The 19863-nt window shown below is 50.6% G+C and carries 23 protein-coding genes and 1 other annotated feature; of the genes, 13 read left to right on the top strand and 10 right to left on the bottom strand.

All coding sequences use genetic code 11. The annotated features are described in order from the left end of the window. Positions 1-45: 45 nt before the first annotated feature. Together yfiH and rluD are read right to left on the bottom strand one after the other, a co-directional pair. Positions 46-777 (bottom strand): purine nucleoside phosphorylase YfiH, encoded by a 732-nt coding sequence (gene yfiH, locus SK39_RS17415; protein WP_003845843.1) that lies wholly within the window; start codon positions 775-777, stop codon positions 46-48. Continuing rightward, positions 774-1754: a 23S rRNA pseudouridine(1911/1915/1917) synthase RluD gene (gene rluD / locus SK39_RS17410; RefSeq protein ID WP_003031246.1), complete on the bottom strand. Its 981-nt coding sequence runs from the start codon at positions 1752-1754 to the stop codon at positions 774-776. Before rluD ends, yfiH begins: the two co-directional genes overlap by 4 nt. A 131-nt stretch (positions 1755-1885) precedes the next feature. On the opposite strand from rluD, the gene bamD reads away from it, so the two are divergent. From bamD to pheA, 4 genes are all read left to right on the top strand, one after another. Further along, the gene (gene bamD, locus SK39_RS17405) at positions 1886-2623 is read left to right on the top strand and encodes an outer membrane protein assembly factor BamD (RefSeq protein WP_003031245.1); all 738 of its coding nucleotides are present in this window, start codon (positions 1886-1888) and stop codon (positions 2621-2623) included. A gap of 269 nt (positions 2624-2892) precedes the next feature. Beyond that, the gene (gene raiA, locus SK39_RS17400; RefSeq protein ID WP_003031244.1) at positions 2893-3231 is read left to right on the top strand and encodes a ribosome-associated translation inhibitor RaiA; all 339 of its coding nucleotides are present in this window, start codon (positions 2893-2895) and stop codon (positions 3229-3231) included. Between the two features lie 102 nt (positions 3232-3333). Continuing rightward, positions 3334-3459 (top strand) — a sequence feature (Phe leader region). Beyond that, complete coding sequence (pheL, locus tag SK39_RS27165; RefSeq protein ID WP_100250063.1) at positions 3335-3382, top strand: pheA operon leader peptide PheL; 48 nt, start codon at positions 3335-3337, stop codon at positions 3380-3382. It overlaps the preceding feature by 48 nt. A gap of 22 nt (positions 3460-3481) precedes the next feature. Further along, positions 3482-4642 (top strand): bifunctional chorismate mutase/prephenate dehydratase, encoded by a 1161-nt coding sequence (gene pheA, locus SK39_RS17395; protein WP_003839850.1) that lies wholly within the window; start codon positions 3482-3484, stop codon positions 4640-4642. 96 nt (positions 4643-4738) lie between these two features. Here the strand turns inward: pheA and tyrA are convergent, their stop codons facing one another. Together tyrA and aroF are read right to left on the bottom strand one after the other, a co-directional pair. Next, positions 4739-5860: a bifunctional chorismate mutase/prephenate dehydrogenase gene (tyrA, locus tag SK39_RS17390; RefSeq protein ID WP_048217253.1), complete on the bottom strand. Its 1122-nt coding sequence runs from the start codon at positions 5858-5860 to the stop codon at positions 4739-4741. Positions 5861-5870: 10 nt separating this feature from the next. Continuing rightward, positions 5871-6941: a 3-deoxy-7-phosphoheptulonate synthase AroF gene (aroF, locus tag SK39_RS17385; protein WP_003031241.1), complete on the bottom strand. Its 1071-nt coding sequence runs from the start codon at positions 6939-6941 to the stop codon at positions 5871-5873. Positions 6942-7156: 215 nt separating this feature from the next. Between aroF and SK39_RS17380 the strand changes: the two genes are divergently transcribed. From SK39_RS17380 to SK39_RS17365, 4 genes are all read left to right on the top strand, one after another. Then, a complete protein-coding gene (locus SK39_RS17380; protein ID WP_048217252.1) occupies positions 7157-7531 on the top strand; it encodes a DUF2799 domain-containing protein in 375 nt (124 codons plus the stop codon). Between the two features lie 158 nt (positions 7532-7689). Continuing rightward, complete coding sequence (gene yfiR, locus SK39_RS17375) at positions 7690-8208, top strand: regulatory sequestration protein YfiR (RefSeq protein ID WP_048217251.1); 519 nt, start codon at positions 7690-7692, stop codon at positions 8206-8208. After that, complete coding sequence (gene dgcN, locus SK39_RS17370; RefSeq protein ID WP_003839838.1) at positions 8201-9427, top strand: diguanylate cyclase DgcN/YfiN; 1227 nt, start codon at positions 8201-8203, stop codon at positions 9425-9427. Before yfiR ends, dgcN begins: the two co-directional genes overlap by 8 nt. Positions 9428-9439: 12 nt before the next feature. Next, on the top strand, positions 9440-9922 hold the full coding sequence (locus tag SK39_RS17365) for an OmpA family protein (RefSeq protein WP_003839836.1): 483 nt from the start codon (positions 9440-9442) through the stop codon (positions 9920-9922). 131 nt (positions 9923-10053) lie between these two features. Here the strand turns inward: SK39_RS17365 and rplS are convergent, their stop codons facing one another. The 5 genes from rplS to ffh form a co-directional block, all read right to left on the bottom strand. Beyond that, positions 10054-10401, bottom strand: a complete 348-nt coding sequence (gene rplS, locus SK39_RS17360) for a 50S ribosomal protein L19 (protein WP_002914145.1) — start codon at positions 10399-10401, stop codon at positions 10054-10056. A gap of 39 nt (positions 10402-10440) precedes the next feature. After that, a complete protein-coding gene (gene trmD / locus SK39_RS17355) occupies positions 10441-11208 on the bottom strand; it encodes a tRNA (guanosine(37)-N1)-methyltransferase TrmD (RefSeq protein ID WP_003031232.1) in 768 nt (255 codons plus the stop codon). A 44-nt stretch (positions 11209-11252) separates the two neighbouring features. Further along, the gene (rimM, locus tag SK39_RS17350; protein WP_003031230.1) at positions 11253-11801 is read right to left on the bottom strand and encodes a ribosome maturation factor RimM; all 549 of its coding nucleotides are present in this window, start codon (positions 11799-11801) and stop codon (positions 11253-11255) included. An 18-nt stretch (positions 11802-11819) separates the two neighbouring features. Beyond that, a complete protein-coding gene (gene rpsP / locus SK39_RS17345; RefSeq protein ID WP_003031228.1) occupies positions 11820-12068 on the bottom strand; it encodes a 30S ribosomal protein S16 in 249 nt (82 codons plus the stop codon). A gap of 253 nt (positions 12069-12321) precedes the next feature. Then, entirely contained in the window at positions 12322-13683 is a 1362-nt protein-coding gene (gene ffh, locus SK39_RS17340; RefSeq protein ID WP_003031226.1) for a signal recognition particle protein, read from the bottom strand. A gap of 165 nt (positions 13684-13848) precedes the next feature. On the opposite strand from ffh, the gene SK39_RS17335 reads away from it, so the two are divergent. Further along, positions 13849-14640 carry a cytochrome C assembly family protein gene (locus SK39_RS17335; RefSeq protein WP_003031224.1) on the top strand — a complete coding sequence of 264 codons (792 nt, stop codon included), beginning with the start codon at positions 13849-13851 and terminating at the stop codon, positions 14638-14640. 18 nt (positions 14641-14658) lie between these two features. After that, a complete protein-coding gene (locus tag SK39_RS17330; protein WP_008324538.1) occupies positions 14659-15948 on the top strand; it encodes an HlyC/CorC family transporter in 1290 nt (429 codons plus the stop codon). Between the two features lie 49 nt (positions 15949-15997). Here SK39_RS17330 and grpE read toward each other — a convergent pair whose 3' ends face one another. Then, entirely contained in the window at positions 15998-16591 is a 594-nt protein-coding gene (gene grpE / locus SK39_RS17325; RefSeq protein WP_003031221.1) for a nucleotide exchange factor GrpE, read from the bottom strand. Between the two features lie 122 nt (positions 16592-16713). Here grpE and nadK point away from each other — a divergent pair, with 122 nt between their 5' ends. The 3 genes from nadK to bamE all read left to right on the top strand — a co-directional run bounded on the left by nadK (position 16714) and on the right by bamE (position 19833). Next, positions 16714-17592: an NAD(+) kinase gene (gene nadK, locus SK39_RS17320; protein WP_003031220.1), complete on the top strand. Its 879-nt coding sequence runs from the start codon at positions 16714-16716 to the stop codon at positions 17590-17592. An 85-nt stretch (positions 17593-17677) separates the two neighbouring features. Beyond that, entirely contained in the window at positions 17678-19339 is a 1662-nt protein-coding gene (recN, locus tag SK39_RS17315; RefSeq protein WP_048217250.1) for a DNA repair protein RecN, read from the top strand. A gap of 149 nt (positions 19340-19488) precedes the next feature. Further along, complete coding sequence (bamE, locus tag SK39_RS17310; protein ID WP_003826401.1) at positions 19489-19833, top strand: outer membrane protein assembly factor BamE; 345 nt, start codon at positions 19489-19491, stop codon at positions 19831-19833. The last annotated feature ends 30 nt before the right edge of the window (positions 19834-19863 follow it).

Raw genomic sequence — 19863 nt, 5'->3', positions numbered from 1 at the left:
TGTGAAAAGAAAATTACACGTACCGGATCGTCTTGATTCTTTAGGTTATATCAGCCAAATAAAACTTGCCATACGACCCGTGGTATTGTCGCGACGATAAGAGAAGAACGTCTCACTTTCACTAAAGGTGCAACGGTCGCCGCCGTGGATGTTCTCCACGCCGACATTTGCCAGCCGCTGACGGGCAAGCTGGTAGATATCCGCCAGATACTTGTCGCCGCGCGGTACAAATGCGAGGTCCGCTTGCGGATCTTTCGTCATGAATGCCTCGCGAACTTCTGCTCCCACTTCAAAGGCGTTTGGGCCTATCGCCGGGCCTAGCCAGGCAATAATGTTTTCAGGTTCGTCGGCAAAACACGCCACCGTCTCTTCCAGCACGCCAGCGCATAATCCTCGCCAACCCGCATGGGCCGCAGCCACTTCCGTCCCGGCGCGATTGCAAAACAGCACCGGCAGACAATCAGCGGTCATTACCGCACACACTGTGCCCGGCGTGTTGCTATACGACGCATCTGCGCGTTTGGAGGCGTAAGGCCCGCCTGTCAGTTTCAGGACATCCTTACCGTGGACCTGCTCCAGCCAGACCGGCTTTGACGGCAGATTGCCCGCAGCAAACAGTCGTTTGCGGTTCTCTTCAACATGCTCCGGGTTATCGCCGCAATGGGCGCCCAGATTCAGCGAATCGTAAGGCGGCATACTGACTCCGCCAATACGGGTAGAACTACACGCCGCGACACCTTGAGGTATCGGCCACTGCGGAACAATTAGCTTACTCATAGCCAGGCAATATCATCCTTATGTTCTTCGAAATCAGCGCGCATCACTTCAATCAATTGCACCATATCTTGTGGGATCGGCGCATGCCATTCCATTTCGATACCGGAAATCGGGTGATACAAACGCAGCATGGTCGCATGTAGCGCCTGGCGGTCGAACTTACGCAGTACGGAGATAAATTCGTCAGAAGCGCCTTTCGGTGGACGTGGACGACCGCCGTAGACCTGATCGCCCACCAGCGGATGAGTGATATGTGCCATGTGCACGCGGATCTGGTGCGTACGTCCGGTTTCCAGACGCAACCGCAGACGCGTGTGCACACGGAAGTGTTCCATAATGCGATAGTGCGTTACCGCCGGTTTCCCCATTGGGTGTACCGCCATGTGCGTACGCTTGGTCGGGTGACGGCTAATCGGTTCCTCAACGGTTCCGCCAGCAGTCATGTGACCAATTGCTACGGCTTCGTACTCACGGGTAATTTCGCGCAGCTGCAATGACTCAACCAGACGTGTTTGTGCCGGAACCGTTTTTGCCACCACCATTAATCCGGTCGTGTCTTTATCCAGACGGTGTACGATACCGGCACGAGGAACATCCGCGATTGGCGGGTAGTAATGCAGTAACGCATTCAATACCGTACCATCAGGATTTCCGGCGCCCGGATGCACTACAAGGTCACGGGGTTTGTTGATGACAAGAATATCATCATCTTCATAAACGATATCCAGTGGGATATCCTGAGGTTCAAAACGAACCTCTTCATCAATTTCTGCATTGATGGAGACACGCTCTCCACCCAACACTTTTTCTTTCGGTTTATCGCAAAGATTGCCATTTACCAGCACGCGCTGGTCGAGGATCCATTCTTTTATGCGCGATCGCGAATAATCAGGGAACAATTCGGCCAAAGCCTGATCTAAGCGTTGACCGAGCTGATTTTCGGAGACTGTTGCGGTGAGTTCTACTCGTTGTGCCATAAACTGCTTCTTCGTTTAACGTTGGGTTTTACGGCTTTGCCGTTTAATATAGTGTGCTATTGTAGCTGGTCTTAACCGGGAGCAGGAACAGAGAATCTCCCGTATTACATTTTGAGGAAAGTCAAAACGTCATGACGCGCATGAAATATCTGGTGGCAGCAGCCACGTTGAGCCTGTTTTTGGCGGGTTGCTCTGGTTCAAAGGAAGAGGTGCCCGATAATCCGCCAAATGAAATCTACGCGACTGCTCAGCAAAAGCTGCAGGACGGTAACTGGAAACAGGCAATAACGCAATTGGAAGCGTTGGATAACCGTTATCCATTTGGACCGTATTCTCAGCAGGTGCAATTAGATCTCATCTACGCCTACTACAAAAACGCCGATCTGCCACTTGCTCAGGCTGCTATCGATCGTTTTATCCGTCTTAACCCGACACACCCTAACATTGATTATGTCATGTATATGCGTGGCCTGACCAATATGGCGTTGGATGATAGCGCACTGCAAGGATTCTTTGGTGTTGATCGCAGCGATCGCGATCCCCAACACGCCCGAGCTGCGTTTAATGACTTTTCCAAACTGGTACGTGGCTATCCGAACAGCCAGTACACCACTGATGCCACCAAACGTCTGGTGTTCCTGAAAGATCGTCTGGCGAAGTATGAATATTCTGTTGCGGAATACTACACTGCCCGCGGTGCATGGGTTGCCGTGGTAAACCGTGTGGAAGGCATGCTGCGCGACTACCCTGATACTCAGGCAACACGTGATGCTCTGCCGTTAATGGAAAAAGCTTATCGCCAGATGCAGATGAATGCGCAGGCAGAAAAAGTAGCGAAAATCATTGCCGCTAACAGCAGCAATACCTGATTTGCCTCAGAATGCAAAACGGCAGCCCAAGGGCTGCCGTTTTTTTATCCGTTAACGCTACAACTGAAGCGGTTTAGCTCCGACACATCCCATCAAATATGGCCTGCTTTCAGGTATTCCTCAAGTAAAAAATCGCCTGTTCCTGCGGTGCCTCACAAAAAGGTTTTCTTGACAAAAAGCGACAAAAAAATGTGATTTACATCACGCATTTTGACATTGGGAACGGTATGCTGGAATCACCAAGACGGGAAAGACAAGAGGTAAAATTTATGACAATGAACATTACCAGTAAACAAATGGAAATTACTCCGGCAATTCGCCAGCATGTCGCAGACCGTCTCGCCAAACTTGAAAAATGGCAAACTCATCTGATTAATCCACATATCATTCTGTCTAAGGAGCCACAGGGTTTCATTGCTGATGCCACCATCAATACACCGAACGGACATCTGGTCGCCAGCGCAAAACACGAGGATATGTACACCGCAATTAACGATTTGATCAACAAGCTGGAACGGCAGCTCAATAAAGTGCAGCACAAAGGCGAAGCCCGTCGTGCAACAACTTCAGTCAAAGACGCCAACTTCGTCGAAGCAGAAGAAGAGTAGTCCCTTACATTGAGTGTATCGCCAACGCGCCTTCGGGCGCGTTTTTTGTTGACAGGGTGAAAACAGTACGGGTACTTTACTGACGTAGCCAAAGGAAAATTACATGAAACTTGTTCCGTTCTTCTTCGCATTCTTTTTTACCTTCCCCTGAATGGGAGGCGTTTCGTCGTGTGATAAAGAATGCGAAGACGAACAATAAGGCCTCCCACAACGGGGGGCCTTTTTTATTGATAACAAGAAAGGCAACACTATGACATCGGAAAACCCATTGCTGGCGCTGCGCGATAAGATCAGCACGCTGGATGAAAAATTACTGGCCCTGCTGGCTGAGCGACGTGGACTGGCCGTAGAAGTTGGTAAAGCCAAACTGCTTTCACATCGTCCGGTACGAGATATCGACCGTGAACGTGACCTGTTGGACCGTCTGATTCAGTTGGGCAAAGCACATCATCTCGATGCTCACTACATTACCCGCCTGTTCCAGCTCATAATCGAAGACTCCGTCCTGACTCAACAGGCTCTGCTCCAGCAGCACCTGAACAAAATTAACCCACATTCCGCGCGCGTAGCCTTCCTGGGGCCAAAAGGATCATATTCCCATTTGGCAGCACGTCAGTACGCCGCCCGCCATTTTGAACAATTTATTGAAAGCGGCTGCGCAAAATTTGCCGATATCTTTAATCAGGTCGAAACCGGACAGGCTGACTATGCTGTGGTTCCGATTGAAAACACCAGCTCCGGTGGGATTAACGACGTTTACGACCTACTGCAGCACACCAGCCTGTCTATTGTTGGCGAGATGACCATTACGATAGACCACTGTGTACTGGTGTCCGGCACTACGGATCTTGAGACCATTGAAACGGTATACAGCCATCCGCAGCCGTTCCAGCAGTGCAGCAAGTTCCTGAATCGCTACCCGCACTGGAAGATTGAGTACACTGAAAGCACCTCTGCGGCAATGGAAAAAGTTGCGCAGGCTAACTCACCGCATGTGGCAGCCCTGGGGAGCGAAGCCGGAGGCGTACTGTATGGTTTGCAGGTTCTCGAGCATATTGAGGCTAACCAGTCGCAAAACATCACCCGCTTCGTGGTGCTGGCACGTAAAGCAATCAATGTATCCGACCAGGTTCCGGCAAAAACCACGTTGCTGATGGCAACAGGACAACAGGCCGGTGCGCTGGTAGAAGCATTGCTGGTGCTGCGTAACCATAATCTGATTATGACTAAACTGGAGTCACGCCCGATTCACGGCAATCCGTGGGAAGAGATGTTTTATCTTGATATCCAGGCCAACCTGGAATCGCCCCAAATGCAAAAAGCATTGAAAGAGCTGGGTGAGATTACACGTTCGATGAAAGTACTGGGATGCTATCCGAGTGAGAACGTGGTGCCGGTCGATCCGAGCTAACGTTTGACAATGCCGGATGGCACTACGCTTATCCGGCCTACAATTCATGCGATTTTTGTAGGCCGGATAAGTCGAAGCCGCCATCCTGCGTCTTAATTAAGGACGGCTGTCATTCGCCTGGCGTAACAAAGTACGGCTTTCACTCTGGAAGCGTTTCGCATAATCACCAAACCAATGCTCCACCTTACGGAAACTGTCGATAAACGCTTGCTTATCGCCCTGCTCCAGTAAACCGATCGCCTCACCAAAACGTTGGTAGTAGCGTTTGATCAGCGCAAGGTTGCTCTCAGACGACATAATAATATCGGCATAGAGCTGCGGATCCTGGGCAAACAGACGGCCAACCATCGCCAGTTCAAGACGGTAAATCGGCGAAGAGAGCGCCAGCAACTGCTCCAGTTGAACATTCTCTTCCGCTAAATGCAGACCGTAAGCAAAGGTCGCAAAGTGACGCAATGCCTGAATAAACGCCATGTTCTGATCGTGTTCAACGGCGCTGATCCGATGTAGTCGTGCACCCCATACCTGAATCTGTTCCAGAAACCACTGATAGGCTTCCGGCTGACGTCCATCACACCAGACGACGACCTGCTTTGCCAGGCTGCCGCTGTCCGGACCAAACATTGGGTGTAACCCCACCACCGGACCATCATGTGCAGCCAGCATCGCCTGCAAAGGACCATTTTTCACTGAAGCCAGATCCACCAGGATGCAGTCAGACGGCAGACGCGGTAGTTTGGCGATCACCTGCTCGGTGACGTGGATCGGCACACTGACGATCACCATCCCAGCATCAGAGACGATCTCCGGCGCGCGATCCCAATCCTGCTGTTCCAGGATCCGCACCTGGTAACCTGACAGGGTGAGCATTTTTTCAAACATACGCCCCATCTGACCGCCGCCGCCGACGATCACCACCGGCCGCAGAGAAGGACAAAGCGTTTTAAACCCTTTGTCGTTCTCACTGGAATAGGACTCACGCATAACGCGGCGTAGCACATCTTCAATCAGGTCCGGCGGCACGCCAAGGGCTTCCGCTTCCGCCCGGCGAGAGGCAAGCATAGAGGCTTCCCGTTCCGGCACGTAAATCGGCAACCCAAAACGGCTTTTTACTTCACCAACTTCGGCAACCAGCTCCAGGCGGCGTGCCAGTAAATCCAGCAGCGCCTTGTCGACTTCATCAATTTGATCGCGTAATGCGGTCAATTCAGCAACCATAACCAACCTCTTATGCTACACGCGCCGACAGCTGACCGTTTAAATCTTGACTAATTTCACGCAGCAGCGCATCCGTCATTTCCCAGCTAATGCAGGCATCGGTTACGGACACGCCGTATTTCATTTCGCTGCGCGGCTGTTCAGAAGACTGGTTGCCTTCGTGAATATTACTTTCAATCATCAAACCAATGATCGAGCGATTGCCATCTTTGATTTGTGCAATTACGGATTCAGCCACGGCAGGCTGACGGCGGTAATCTTTATTGGAATTACCATGACTGCAATCTACCATCAGAGAAGGTCGTAGTCCCGCCTGCTCCATCTCTTTTTCGCACTGGGCGACATCTGCCGGGCTGTAGTTCGGCGCTTTACCCCCGCGCAGGATCACGTGGCCGTCCGGATTCCCTTGTGTTTGCAACAGTGCAACCTGCCCGGCCTGGTTAATACCGACAAATCGGTGCGACTGCGCAGCCGCTCGCATGGCGTTAATAGCGGTCGCCAGGCTACCGTCGGTACCATTCTTAAAGCCAACCGGCATCGAAAGACCAGAAGCCATTTCGCGGTGTGTCTGCGATTCCGTGGTACGGGCTCCGATTGCGGACCAGCTAAACAGATCGCCCAGGTATTGCGGGCTATTTGGATCCAGCGCTTCAGTTGCCAGCGGCAGTCCCATATTTACCAGTTCAAGCAGCAGCTGACGCGCAATTTTCAGACCTGCTTCAACATCAAAAGAGCCATCCATATGAGGATCGTTAATTAACCCTTTCCAGCCGACGGTGGTACGGGGTTTTTCAAAATAGACGCGCATCACCAGGTAGAGGCTATCGCTGACCTCTGCGGCAAGGGCTTTAAATCGACGAGCATACTCAATAGCCATTTCAGGATCGTGAATGGAGCATGGGCCACATACGACCAGCAGGCGCGGATCGCGACCGGAGATAATATCGGAGATGGTTTTACGCGACTGGGCGATTTGCGCCTCTTGCTCCTGGCTCAGCGGAAATTCAGCTTTCAGCTGCTCCGGGGTCATCAGAACCTGTTCGTCGGTAATATGTACGTTGTTCAGCGCGTCTTTTTGCATGATGGTGATCCTGTTTAGCTCGTTTGCGATAGTTGATCCTCAGCGAGGAGGAAATAACGATACCACAACAGGTAAAGATTTCAATCCACAATCCGTAAATTTTAATTTACACTATGTTATTTTATGGCAATAACGACCCTTATAATCGTACATTTAAATTTACACCTCCGAATTTTCAGATCCGCTATGCTTAAAAAAACAAGGGAGCACAGGCAATGAAGCAACTCATCAGCATCTTATTTCTACTTCTTCTTAGCGGATGTCAGATAGATCCCTACACCCATGCACCTACCTGGACTGGTACCGACTGGTATGACGCCGGGATACAAGATGCCATTTCGGGGTATGCCGTTAAAGATAATGAAACTCTTGCCGACAACTTCAATGATCCCGAAGTCGATCGTACGAAATATCTTAAGGGTTACGCCGAAGGGCAACGCAAAATCTGCCAGCAAGATTTTGTTTACGCCAGAGGCCTGGCCGGGAAAACCTTTCCTGCAAGTTGTGATACGGTCGAAAATATTGACCAGTTACACGATGCCTGGAAAAAAGGAGCAAACGAAGGTGCTGCCTCAATAAGATTAAACTAAACAATGGCTTAAATTTTATAGCAAACTAGGATTTAACTTAAATCATCATCAGCTTTACCCCTGGAATAATGACGACTTAGGAAAATAATGTTATTTTGTCCTAAACAATCTTGAATGTATTTCGACGCTTTACGGCAAACGCTGGTAGGTAACTATTCATGAGCTATTCTTACCGACTCATACTTCTACTGGCACTGTTCCTGACCGGGTTACCACTGTACGCCCAAAGCGTTACAGAAGAAGCAAAATCTGTACGTGCTATGGTTTCCGGCATCGTCAGTTATACACGCTGGCCTGCACTTTCCGGGCCACCCAAACTGTGTATTTTCTCTTCATCGCGTTTTTCCAGTGTTCTGGAAGATACCAGTACTGGGGCATTACCCTATCTTCCCGTCATCATTCGTTCGGAACAAGAAATATTAGTTTCGCAATGTGACGGTTTTTATTTTGGAAAAGAATCACCTACTTATCAGGTGGAATTAAAGAATAAATATCCGACTAAGGCATTGCTATTAATTGCAGAACAAAATCCCGAATGCGTTATTGGCAGCGCCTTTTGCCTCATAATTAAAGATGAAGATGTGAGATTTTCCGTAAATATGGATTCCCTTTCACGCAGCGGCGTAAGGGTCAGTCCTGACGTATTGATGCTTGCACGGAATAATAAGCATGGATAAGGGCCATTCTCCTGTAACACGCCCGACGTTTAAACGGACATTACGGCGTATCAGCATAATCAGTGTCCTGGTGACGATGACGTTGATCTGGCTGCTGCTCAGCATTTCTTCCGTGCTGGCCTTAAGACAGTATGCGCAAAAGAATCTGGATCTGACTGCCGCGACCATGACCCGCACGCTTGAAGCTGCATTAGTCTTTTCTGATAGTGTTGCAGCAACTGAAACACTGGCGGCACTGGGCCAGCAAGGGCAATTTTCCGTTGCGGAAGTTCGTAATAAACACCAGAAGGTGATCGCCACCTGGCGCTATAACGCGCAAGACACCACGGAGAAGATCAGCGGACTGATCAGCCACTGGCTATTCCCACAACCGGTCACTCAGCCTATTTTGCATAATGGCAACGTCATCGGCGAAGTACGATTGACTGCACGCGATAGCGTTATCAGCCGTTTCATCTATTTGTCGCTGGCCGTTCTTACCGGGTGCATTTTGTTGGCATCAGGCATAGCATTAATGCTCACCCGCTATTTACACAATGGCGTCGTGGAAGCCCTGCAAAATATAACCGAGGTGGTACATGATGTACGTACCAACCGTAACTTTTCGCGACGCGTTTCCGAGGAACGCATTGAAGAGTTTCATCTTTTTGCCCAGGACTTTAATAGTCTGCTGGACGAGATGGAGGAGTGGCAACTTCGGCTGCAGGCAAAGAACGCTCAACTTTTGCGTACCGCGCTACATGATCCTCTGACAGGCCTGGCAAATCGCGCCGCTTTTCGTAGCAGTATTAACGCGCTGATGAATGACGATGCCGCCCACAGCAGCTCCGCTTTGTTATTCCTTGATGGTGATAATTTTAAATTTATCAATGATACCTGGGGCCACGCTGCGGGGGATCGGGTTCTGATTGAAGTCGCTAAAAGGCTGTCCGAGTTTGGTGGTAATCGACATTCGCCATACAGACTTGGCGGCGACGAGTTCGCGATGGTGCTGTATAGCGTTCATTCTGAATATGAGGTTCAGCGGATCTGCGCGGCACTGTCACAAGAGTTTGACCGACCTTTTGACCTGCATAATGGTCATTTAGCAAGCATGACACTCAGCATCGGTTTTGCGCTGACGTGGGAACATGCCTCTGCCGAGAAATTACAAGAACTTGCCGATCAAAATATGTATCAGGCCAAAAATTTGCGTTCTGAACGCACTATTATTAAATAAGGAATTACACATATGCTAAAACGTTTATTATCCCCGTTTCTTCTGCTTTTACTGATTCTGGCAGGCTGTCAGGCACCTCAGGGAAAATTTACCCCAGAGCAAATTGCAGCCATGAAATCATACGGATTTACTGAAGCATCAGGAGACTGGTCTCTGGGCCTGTCTGATAACATCCTGTTTGATAAAAATGACTATAAACTCCGTCCTGAAAGTGAAAAACAGATCAAGGAAATGGCATCCAAACTGGCAGCTACCGGGCTAAATCATGCTCGCCTGGACGGTCATACTGATAACTACGGTGAAGACAGCTATAACGAAGCTCTATCACTCAAACGCGCGAATGTGGTTGCCGATGCCTGGGCACAGGGTGCCAACATTCCCCGCACCAACCTGACGACTCAGGGACTCGGGAAGAAATATCCCATTGCCAGCAACCAGACATCAAAAGGTCGTGCTGAAAATCGTCGCGTTGCAGTCGTGATCACGACGCCATAATCATCCCCCAACTGGCTGCGCGCCGCGCAGTCATTCCATTGCCATAAAGAACAACAGAGCAAACGTCGGGATAAAAAAAGGGCCAGCCTTTCGGCCAGCCCTTTTCTAACAGGATGTCGCTTGCGCGAATCTTAGTTAAGACGCTCTTTGATACGAGCAGACTTACCAGTGCGCTCACGCAGGTAGTACAGTTTAGCTTTACGAACAGCACCACGACGTTTAACAGCAATGCTGTCAACTACCGGAGAGTGAGTCTGGAAGACACGCTCAACGCCTTCGCCGTTGGAAATTTTACGAACAGTGAATGCAGAGTGCAGACCGCGGTTACGAATAGCGATAACCACGCCCTCGAATGCCTGCAGACGTTTTTTGGAACCTTCAACAACCCATACTTTCACTTCCACGGTATCACCCGGACGGAAGGAAGGTACGTCCTGCTTCATCTGTTCTTGTTCAAGTTGCTTAATAATGTTGCTCATAATTTAATCTCTTATCCTGGGTAAACTGATATTGGGGGCTTACGCCTGCCCATCATGTTTATGTTGCTGTTGTGCGTGTTCCTTTTTGAACTCCGCCAGCAACCTTGCTTGCTCTTCAGTCAGAGCCAGGTTTTCCAGAAGTTCAGGTCTTCTAAGCCAGGTCCGGCCCAGCGACTGTTTCAAACGCCAGCGACGTATCTCAGCGTGGTTTCCTGACAGTAACACTGCCGGTACTTCCATCTGCTCTAACACTTCAGGTCGGGTATAGTGCGGGCAATCCAGCAATCCATCAGCAAACGAATCTTCGATTGCTGAAGCTTCATGACCCAGAACTCCCGGAATAAACCGGGAAACGGAGTCGATCAGCGTCATTGCCGGTAACTCACCACCGCTGAGTACGTAATCGCCGATTGACCATTCTTCGTCAATTTCGGTTTGAATCACGCGCTCATCTATTCCTTCATAGCGACCACATACCAGAATCAGCTTTTGATTCGTGGCCAGTTCGCTAACGCCAGCTTGATCAAGCTTGCGTCCCTGAGGTGACAGATAAATCACCTTTGCGCCTTCACCAGCCGCAGCTTTTGCTGCATGAATGGCGTCCCGTAAAGGTTGCACCATCATTAACATCCCCGGTCCGCCGCCGTACGGACGATCGTCCACGGTACGGTGCCGGTCATGAGTAAAGTCACGAGGACTCCAACTCTGGATGTTCAGCAGGCCATTTTTTACTGCCCGGCCAGTTACCCCGTAATCGGTAATTGCGCGGAACATTTCTGGAAACAGGCTAACGATACCTATAAACACAAGCCAATCCCCATAACGCCGACTTTTACCGTTTATCCGGTGGTTTAAAAACCAGGATCCCAATCTACTTCGATAGTACGAGTAGCGAGATCGACTTTCTTGATAACCTGCCCATCGAGGAACGGCACAAGACGTTCCTTGATACCAAACGCATCTTTCAGGTTTGCCTTGATGACGATGACGTCATTCGAACCGGTTTCCATCATATCGACGACTTTACCGAGATCGTAGCCTTCAGTGGTCACTACCTGGCAGCCCATAAGGTCTTTCCAGTAGTAGGAACCATCTTCCAGCGCTGGCAACTGCGAGGAATCCACGACAATTTCGCAATTAGTCAGTAGATTCGCCGAATCACGATCGTCAACGCCTTTCAGCTTGATGATCAGATCCTGATTGTGGTGCTTCCAGCTTTCCAGCTGTACTTGCTGCCACTGACCCGCCTTCTGGATAAACCAGGGCTGATAGTCAAAAATGCTTTCGGCGTCTTCAGTGGAAGAAAACACTCTGAGCCAACCACGGATACCGTAAGAAGACCCCATTTTCCCCAAAACGATGGGTTCTACAGGAGCCTGTGCGGCGAGTTGCTTGCTCATCATGACCACCGTGACAGATTAAGCTGCTTTGTTTGCTGCTTTGATCAGCGTAGCTACGCGATCAGAAATAGTCGCTCCCTGGCCAACCCAGTGAGCGATGCGATCCAGATCCAGGCGAGTGCCTTCTTCTTTTTCGCTAGCGATTGGGTTAAAGAAGCCAACGCGCTCGATGAAGCGACCGTTGCGTGCATTACGGCTGTCGGTAACAACAACCTGGTAGAACGGACGCTTTTTAGCGCCGTGACGAGCTAAACGAATAGTAACCATAACATCCTCTTGTGTGAATAAAACACCCAGGCCCCATCGAGGAACGGAGCCCGGGTGTCATATTAAAAGCCCGAAAATTTTACTGATTTCTGGGAAAAAAGCAATCAACATGTGATGAAGCTTTATACCAGGGCGTTACCGTTGCAGCCAGTTTGGCGTCGGCGTGCGCGCAGAAAGCGGAGCGTACACGCAGTACGTGAGCATTTCGAGCACACTCCGGCGTCAAAATGGCAAATAAGGTAGCCCGATATATTTATCTACCGGGGAAGCCGGGCGGCATCATCCCCTTCATACCACGCATCATCTTCGCCATACCGCCCTTCTTCATTTTCTTCATCATGCGCTGCATGTCGTCGAACTGTTTCAGAAGGCGGTTTACGTCCTGTACCTGCATACCGCAACCGGCAGCGATACGGCGTTTACGGGAACCTTTGATAATTTCCGGCTTTGCGCGTTCTTTCATCGTCATCGAATTGATGATGGCTTCCATACGCACCAGAACTTTATCGTCCATCTGCGATTTCACATTGTCAGGGATCTGACCCATGCCCGGCAGCTTGCCCATCAGGCTTGCCATACCGCCCATGTTTTTCATCTGATTAAGCTGTTCAAGGAAATCGTTGAGATCGAAGCCATCGCCTTTTTTCAGCTTGCTGGCTAATTTTTCTGCCTGCGCGCGGTCAACCTTGCTTTCGATATCTTCGATCAGCGACAGCACGTCGCCCATGCCGAGAATACGCGAAGCAATCCTGTCCGGGTGGAACGGCTCCAGCGCTTCGGTTTTCTCGCCGACGCCGAGGAATTTAATCGGCTTACCGGTAATATGACGAATAGAAAGTGCCGCACCGCCACGGGCATCACCATCAACTTTTGTCAGTACTACGCCGGTTAACGGTAGCGCTTCGTTAAAGGCTTTTGCGGTATTCGCGGCATCCTGACCGGTCATGGCGTCGACCACAAACAGCGTTTCTACCGGTTTGATAGAAGCGTGGACCTGTTTGATTTCGTCCATCATCGCTTCGTCAACGTGCAGACGACCGGCGGTATCCACCAGCAGCACGTCGTAGAATTTGAGTTTGGCTTCTTTCAGCGCGGCGTTAACGATATCGACCGGCTTCTGGCCAACATCCGACGGGAAGAAGTCCACGCCGACCTGCTCGGCCAGAGTTTCCAGCTGTTTGATCGCCGCCGGGCGATAAACGTCCGCGGAGACCACCAGCACTTTCTTCTTGTGCTTCTCGCGCAGGAATTTACCCAGCTTACCGACGCTGGTCGTTTTACCCGCACCCTGCAGGCCCGCCATAAGCACCACGGCTGGCGGCTGTGCAGCCAGATTCAGGGTCTGGTTTTCTTCGCCCATTGCCGCAACCAGTTCGTTACGGACAATCTTGACGAATTCCTGACCCGGCGTCAGGCTTTTGTTAACTTCATGACCAACCGCTTTCTCTTTTACGCGATTGATAAACTCACGCACTACCGGCAGCGCTACGTCAGCCTCCAGCAGCGCCATGCGCACTTCGCGCAGCGTCTCTTTAACGTTGTCTTCAGTAAGGCGTCCACGGCCACTGATATTGCGCAGCGTGCGCGACAAACGATCGGTTAAATTATCAAACATTGTCTCTCGCCTGGGGTGGAAACGGTCGGTCGCGACAGCGACACATCAACATAAATTTGTCGCAGTATAACATGAAGCCGCCTTTGTTGTTATGCAACGGTTGGAGCAGCGGTCACGTAACGCTATACTGCTTTTCTTTATCACTGGCCAATTGTCGACACCTATATGCCCGTTTTTGCTCTGCTTGCTCTTGTCGCCTACTCAGTCAGCCTCGCGCTGATTATTCCCGCTCTGCTGCAAAAAAACAGCGGCTGGCGGCGTATGGCTATTCTCTCTGCGGTTGTCGCGCTGGTAAGCCATGCTATCGCCCTGGAAGCGCGTATTCTGCCCGGCGGTGAAAGCGGACAAAACCTGAGTCTGTTGAACGTCGGCTCGCTGGTGAGCCTGATGATCTGTACGGTAATGACCATTGTCGCTTCCCGCAATCGAGGCTGGCTATTGCTGCCCATTGTCTACGCCTTTGCGCTGATAAACCTGGCCTTCGCCACGTTTATGCCTAACGAGTTCATCACCCATCTGGAAGCTACGCCGGGCATGATGATCCATATCGGGCTTTCGCTTTTCGCTTACGCCACGCTGATTATCGCCGCACTCTATGCGCTACAGCTTGCGTGGATTGACTACCAGCTGAAAAACAAAAAACTGGCTTTCAGCAATGAGATGCCGCCGCTGATGAGTATTGAGCGGAAAATGTTTCATATCACCCAAATTGGCGTGGTTCTGCTGACACTCACCCTGTGCACAGGCCTGTTTTACATGCATAACCTGTTCAGTACCGAGAACATTGATAAAGCCGTTCTCTCTATCGTGGCATGGTTTGTCTATATCGTTCTGTTATGGGGGCATTACCATGAAGGTTGGCGCGGACGTCGCGTCGTATGGTTTAACGTCGCAGGCGCAGGAATTCTGACACTGGCCTATTTCGGCAGTCGTATCCTGCAGCAGTTCGTGAGTTAAATCTTTAAGGAATCCTACGTGGAACACATCTCCACCACCACGCTCATTGTCACGCTCCTCATCATGGTGGTCATTTCCGCCTATTTTTCCGGTTCTGAAACCGGAATGATGACCCTGAATCGCTATCGTCTACGTCATCGGGCCAAGCAGGGAAATCGACAGGCAAAACGCGTTGAAAAGTTACTTCGCAAGCCGGATCGTCTGATAAGCCTGGTGCTCATCGGCAATAATCTGGTGAATATTCTGGCCTCCGCGCTCGGTACTATTGTCGGTATGCGCCTGTATGGCGATGCGGGCGTCGCCATTGCCACTGGGGTACTGACGTTTGTGGTACTGGTTTTTGCCGAAGTACTGCCAAAGACGATTGCCGCACTATATCCGGAAAAAGTCGCCTATCCGAGCAGTGTCCTGCTGGCTCCCCTGCAGATTCTGATGATGCCGTTGGTATGGTTACTCAACACCATCACGCGGCTGCTGATGCGCATGATGGGCATCAAAACGGATATCGTAGTGAGCGGTTCGCTGAGTAAAGATGAACTGCGAACGCTGGTGAATGAATCGCGATCGCAAATCTCACGCCGTAACCAGGATATGCTGCTGTCAGTGCTGGATCTGGAAAAAGTCAGCGTAGATGACATCATGATCCCGCGTAATGAAATTATCGGCATTGATATTAACGATGACTGGAAATCAATCGTGCGTCAGCTTTCGCACTCTCCGCACGGTCGTATTGTGCTGTATCGTGACTCGCTGGACGACGCTATCAGTATGCTACGCGTACGTGAAGCCTGGCGATTGATGGCCGAGAAAAAAGAGTTCACCAAAGAGACCATGTTACGCGCCGCCGACGAAATTTATTACGTTCCGGAAGGCACACCACTCAGCACCCAGCTCATTAAATTTCAGCGCAATAAGAAGAAAGTGGGCCTGGTCGTCAATGAATATGGTGATATTCAGGGACTGGTTACGGTCGAGGATATCCTGGAAGAGATTGTTGGTGACTTCACGACCTCAATGTCACCGACGCTTGCCGAAGAAGTCACACCGCAGAATGACGGTTCGGTGATCATTGACGGTAGCGCCAACGTTCGTGAAATCAATAAGGCGTTTAACTGGCACCTGCCGGAGGATGATGCACGTACCGTGAACGGTATTATTCTTGAAGCGCTGGAAGAAATCCCGGTTGCCGGCACACGTGTGCGTATTGGGCAGTACGATATCGATATTCTCGACGTGCAGGACAATATGATTAAACAGGTGCAGGTGTTGCCCGTCAAACCGCTGCGGGAAAGCGTATCGGACCAGTGAGAGTAATCCAGACCGGGTAGCGCATCAGCATTACCCGGTCTGAGGCTGATTAGCCTTTAGCTTTCGCCACAGAGACCATCGCCGCACGGATGGTACGTCCGTTCAGGGTATAGCCTTTCTGCATAACCATCAGCACATTACCGGCAGCAACGTCGTCAGACTCTACCATGGCAATCGCCTGATGCACGTTCGGGTCCATCGGCACGTCGATATCCGCAACCACTTGTACGCCAAACTTCGCCACAACATCCAGCATTGACTTACGGGTCAGCTCAATACCTTCAACCATAGCCGCCATCGCGTCATTATCTTTGTCCGCAACTTCCAGCGCACGGTCCAGGCTATCCAGCACCGGCAGCAGCTCGTTGACGAATTTTTCCAGTGCAAACTTATGCGCTTTTTCTACGTCCAGTTCGGTACGACGACGCAGGTTTTCCATTTCCGCTTTGATACGCAACACGCTGTCGCGCTCGCGAGTTTCGGCTTCAGCAAGCTGAGCTTCCAGATTCGCAATTTTTTCATCGCGCGGATCCACCTGCTCAGCAGAAGCGTCTGATTCAACCGCCTCAACTTCTTCGTGCTGATCCATGATAATTTCTTCCGGGGCTTGCCCCTCAGGCGTTTTCTGTTCTTTACTACTCATGAATTTCTCCGCGTTTTTTTCGCATTCATCTCGCTAACCTGGATTATTATGGGGATAAGATTCAGGGTTTCAAGGGAAGTACTCACATTGTCACTAATCTTCGTTACAAGGACCTCGAGAAAATGAACAAACATTTCAAGTGTATTGGCATTGTGGGGCATCCACGTCACCCCACTGCACTGACCACACATGAAATGCTCTACCGTTGGCTGTGCGCCAAAGGTTATGAGGTAATCGTTGAGCAACAAATCGCCCACGAGCTGCAGCTGAAAAATGTGAAAACCGGTACGCTCGCAGAGATTGGCCAGCAGGCAGACCTCGCCGTGGTTGTCGGTGGCGACGGCAATATGCTGGGCGCCGCACGCACCCTGGCACGTTATGACATCAAGGTTATTGGCATTAACCGCGGCAACCTCGGTTTCCTGACCGACCTTGACCCAGACAATGCGCAACAACAGTTAGCTGACGTGCTGGAAGGCCACTACATCAGCGAAAAGCGCTTTTTACTCGAAGCCCAGGTGTGCCAACTGGACTGCCAGAAGCGTATTAGCACTGCGATCAATGAAGTTGTGTTGCACCCCGGAAAAGTGGCGCACATGATTGAATTTGAAGTCTATATCGATGAAATTTTTGCCTTCTCCCAGCGTTCGGACGGCTTGATTATTTCCACACCGACCGGCTCTACCGCCTACTCACTCTCTGCCGGAGGCCCGATCCTGACGCCTTCGCTGGATGCTATTACGCTGGTCCCGATGTTCCCACATACGCTTTCCGCACGACCGCTGGTGATCAACAGTAGCAGCACCATTCGCCTGCGCTTCTCTCATCGCCGTAACGATCTGGAAATCAGCTGTGACAGCCAGATCGCCCTGCCTATACAGGAAGGTGAAGACGTATTAATTCGCCGCTGTGATTATCATCTGAACCTGATACATCCAAAAGATTACAGCTATTTCAACACATTAAGCACTAAGCTAGGCTGGTCAAAAAAATTATTCTAATTTAACGCCAACCTCTTTACTGTATAAAAAACCAGTTTATACTGTATGTAATTACAGTCATGGTTTTTCATACAGGAAAACAGCTATGTTGGCACAACTGACCATCAGCAATTTTGCTATCGTTCGTGAACTTGAGATCGATTTCCAGAACGGAATGACCGTTATTACCGGTGAAACCGGTGCGGGTAAGTCCATTGCCATTGATGCTCTCGGTTTGTGCCTGGGCGGACGCGCAGACGCCGACATGGTACGTGCAGGCGCCACGCGAGCCGACCTCTGCGCCCGCTTCACCTTAAAAGACACCCCCGCGGCCCTGCGCTGGCTGGAAGAAAACCAGCTTGAGGAAGGCCGTGAGTGTTTGCTACGTCGCGTTATCAGCAGCGACGGACGTTCACGTGGCTTCATTAACGGCACTGCCGTACCGCTGTCACAGCTGCGCGAGTTGGGCCAGTTGCTTATTCAAATCCACGGTCAGCATGCGCATCAGCTCCTGACAAAATCAGAACACCAAAAATCCCTGCTTGATGGCTACGCCAATGAAGCGTCTCTGACTCAGGAAATGGCTGTGCGCTACCAACTGTGGCACCAAAGCTGCCGTGACCTGGCACATCATCAACAACAGAGTCAGGAACGCGCAGCCCGGGCAGAGCTATTGCAATACCAGTTAAAAGAACTGAACGAATTCAACCCGCAGCCAGGTGAATTTGAGCAAATTGATGAAGAGTACAAGCGTCTGGCTAACAGCGGGCAATTGCTCACCACCAGCCAACAGGCACTGGCTATCATGGCAGACGGCGAAGACGTTAATCTGCAAAGCCAGCTGTACACGGCAAAACAGTTGGTTAGTGAACTGGCAGGAATGGACGGTAAGCTCTCCGGTATTCTGGACATGCTGGAAGAGGCTACTATCCAGCTCAGCGAAGCCAGCGACGAACTGCGCCACTATTGCGATCGTCTGGATTTAGACCCTAACCGTTTGTTCGAACTTGAGCAGCGTATTTCCAAACAAATCTCATTGGCGCGAAAGCATCATGTTGCCCCTGAAGCGCTGCCACAGTTCTATCAGTCATTGCTGGATGAACAACAGCAGTTAGACGATCAGGCCGACTCTCTCGAAACCTTAACCCTGGCGGTGAACAATCACCACCAGCAGGCACTGGAAACGGCAAAAGTGCTGCACCAACAGCGCCAGCATTATGCTCAGGAGCTGGGACAACTTATTACAGAGAGCATGCATACTCTCTCAATGCCGCACGGTGTCTTTTGCATTGATGTGAAATTTGAGGAACATCATTTGAGCTCAGACGGTGCCGATCGCGTAGAGTTTAAAGTGACCACTAACCCAGGCCAGCCGTTGCAGCCGATTGCGAAAGTCGCTTCCGGTGGGGAATTGTCGCGCATTGCGCTGGCTATTCAGGTTATTACCGCACGTAAAATGGAAACACCGGCGCTGATTTTCGATGAAGTGGATGTCGGTATCAGCGGCCCGACTGCTGCGGTGGTGGGAAAAATGCTGCGTCAGTTGGGCGAGTCAACCCAGGTAATGTGTGTTACTCACCTGCCGCAGGTTGCTGGCTGCGGTCATCAACATTTCTATGTCAGCAAAGAAACTGACGGCGCGATGACCGAAACACACATGCAGCCACTTGATAAACGCGCTCGTCTGCAGGAATTAGCCCGCTTACTCGGAGGTAGCGAAGTAACGCGCAATACCCTCGCAAATGCAAAAGAACTGCTGGCGGCATAAACTTTTTTACCTTGTTAAGGTCTGAGTTCAACATAAAATCGCCGACCGACCCGACAGCAAAAGGTTTTAAAGTGGTGAAAGGTCTATTATCATCGGCATATTACATATGAGCCGCGTACTGCTCGGGCCCGAAAAGGAATCAAATCACTATGCGCTGTAAAACGCTGACTGCTGCTGCAGCAGTACTACTGATGTTGACTGCAGGCTGTTCCACTCTGGAGCGAGTGGTTTACCGCCCTGACATCAACCAGGGAAATTATCTGACACCTACCGATGTCGCCAAAGTGCGCACGGGTATGACGCAACAGCAGGTTGCTTATGCTCTGGGTACACCAATGATGTCCGATCCTTTTGGCACTAACACCTGGTTTTATGTGTTCCGTCAGCAACCTGGTCATGAAGGCGTAACCCAGCAAACACTGACGCTGACTTTTAACAGCAGCGGCGTTTTGACGAACATTGATAACAAACCTGCGTTGACCGACAACAAGTAGGATTAACAGATCAAAAAAAGGTGCTCAATG

Source organism: Citrobacter sp. BIDMC107 (assembly GCF_001037575.1).
In the GTDB taxonomy this organism is placed as follows: domain Bacteria; phylum Pseudomonadota; class Gammaproteobacteria; order Enterobacterales; family Enterobacteriaceae; genus Citrobacter; species Citrobacter freundii.
Note: the sequence above shows the minus strand (reverse complement) of the source record. Positions and strands in the feature narration are given on the sequence as shown.

Bases quoted from the DNA above. Each gene is read 5' to 3' on its own strand.
- pheA (WP_003839850.1), top strand. From the start codon at position 3,482: ATGACATCGGAAAACCCATTGCTGGCGCTGCGCGATAAGATCAGCACG.
- SK39_RS17335 (WP_003031224.1), top strand. From the start codon at position 13,849: ATGCCCGTTTTTGCTCTGCTTGCTCTTGTCGCCTACTCAGTCAGCCTC.
- SK39_RS17380 (WP_048217252.1), top strand. From the start codon at position 7,157: ATGAAGCAACTCATCAGCATCTTATTTCTACTTCTTCTTAGCGGATGT.
- rluD (WP_003031246.1), bottom strand. From the start codon at position 1,754: ATGGCACAACGAGTAGAACTCACCGCAACAGTCTCCGAAAATCAGCTC.
- tyrA (WP_048217253.1), bottom strand. From the start codon at position 5,860: ATGGTTGCTGAATTGACCGCATTACGCGATCAAATTGATGAAGTCGAC.
- rimM (WP_003031230.1), bottom strand. From the start codon at position 11,801: ATGAGCAAGCAACTCGCCGCACAGGCTCCTGTAGAACCCATCGTTTTG.
- rpsP (WP_003031228.1), bottom strand. From the start codon at position 12,068: ATGGTTACTATTCGTTTAGCTCGTCACGGCGCTAAAAAGCGTCCGTTC.
- yfiH (WP_003845843.1), bottom strand. From the start codon at position 777: ATGAGTAAGCTAATTGTTCCGCAGTGGCCGATACCTCAAGGTGTCGCG.
- grpE (WP_003031221.1), bottom strand. From the start codon at position 16,591: ATGAGTAGTAAAGAACAGAAAACGCCTGAGGGGCAAGCCCCGGAAGAA.
- rplS (WP_002914145.1), bottom strand. From the start codon at position 10,401: ATGAGCAACATTATTAAGCAACTTGAACAAGAACAGATGAAGCAGGAC.
- bamE (WP_003826401.1), top strand. From the start codon at position 19,489: ATGCGCTGTAAAACGCTGACTGCTGCTGCAGCAGTACTACTGATGTTG.
- bamD (WP_003031245.1), top strand. From the start codon at position 1,886: ATGACGCGCATGAAATATCTGGTGGCAGCAGCCACGTTGAGCCTGTTT.
- SK39_RS17365 (WP_003839836.1), top strand. From the start codon at position 9,440: ATGCTAAAACGTTTATTATCCCCGTTTCTTCTGCTTTTACTGATTCTG.
- aroF (WP_003031241.1), bottom strand. From the start codon at position 6,941: ATGCAAAAAGACGCGCTGAACAACGTACATATTACCGACGAACAGGTT.
- nadK (WP_003031220.1), top strand. From the start codon at position 16,714: ATGAACAAACATTTCAAGTGTATTGGCATTGTGGGGCATCCACGTCAC.
- dgcN (WP_003839838.1), top strand. From the start codon at position 8,201: ATGGATAAGGGCCATTCTCCTGTAACACGCCCGACGTTTAAACGGACA.
- ffh (WP_003031226.1), bottom strand. From the start codon at position 13,683: ATGTTTGATAATTTAACCGATCGTTTGTCGCGCACGCTGCGCAATATC.
- raiA (WP_003031244.1), top strand. From the start codon at position 2,893: ATGACAATGAACATTACCAGTAAACAAATGGAAATTACTCCGGCAATT.
- yfiR (WP_048217251.1), top strand. From the start codon at position 7,690: ATGAGCTATTCTTACCGACTCATACTTCTACTGGCACTGTTCCTGACC.
- recN (WP_048217250.1), top strand. From the start codon at position 17,678: ATGTTGGCACAACTGACCATCAGCAATTTTGCTATCGTTCGTGAACTT.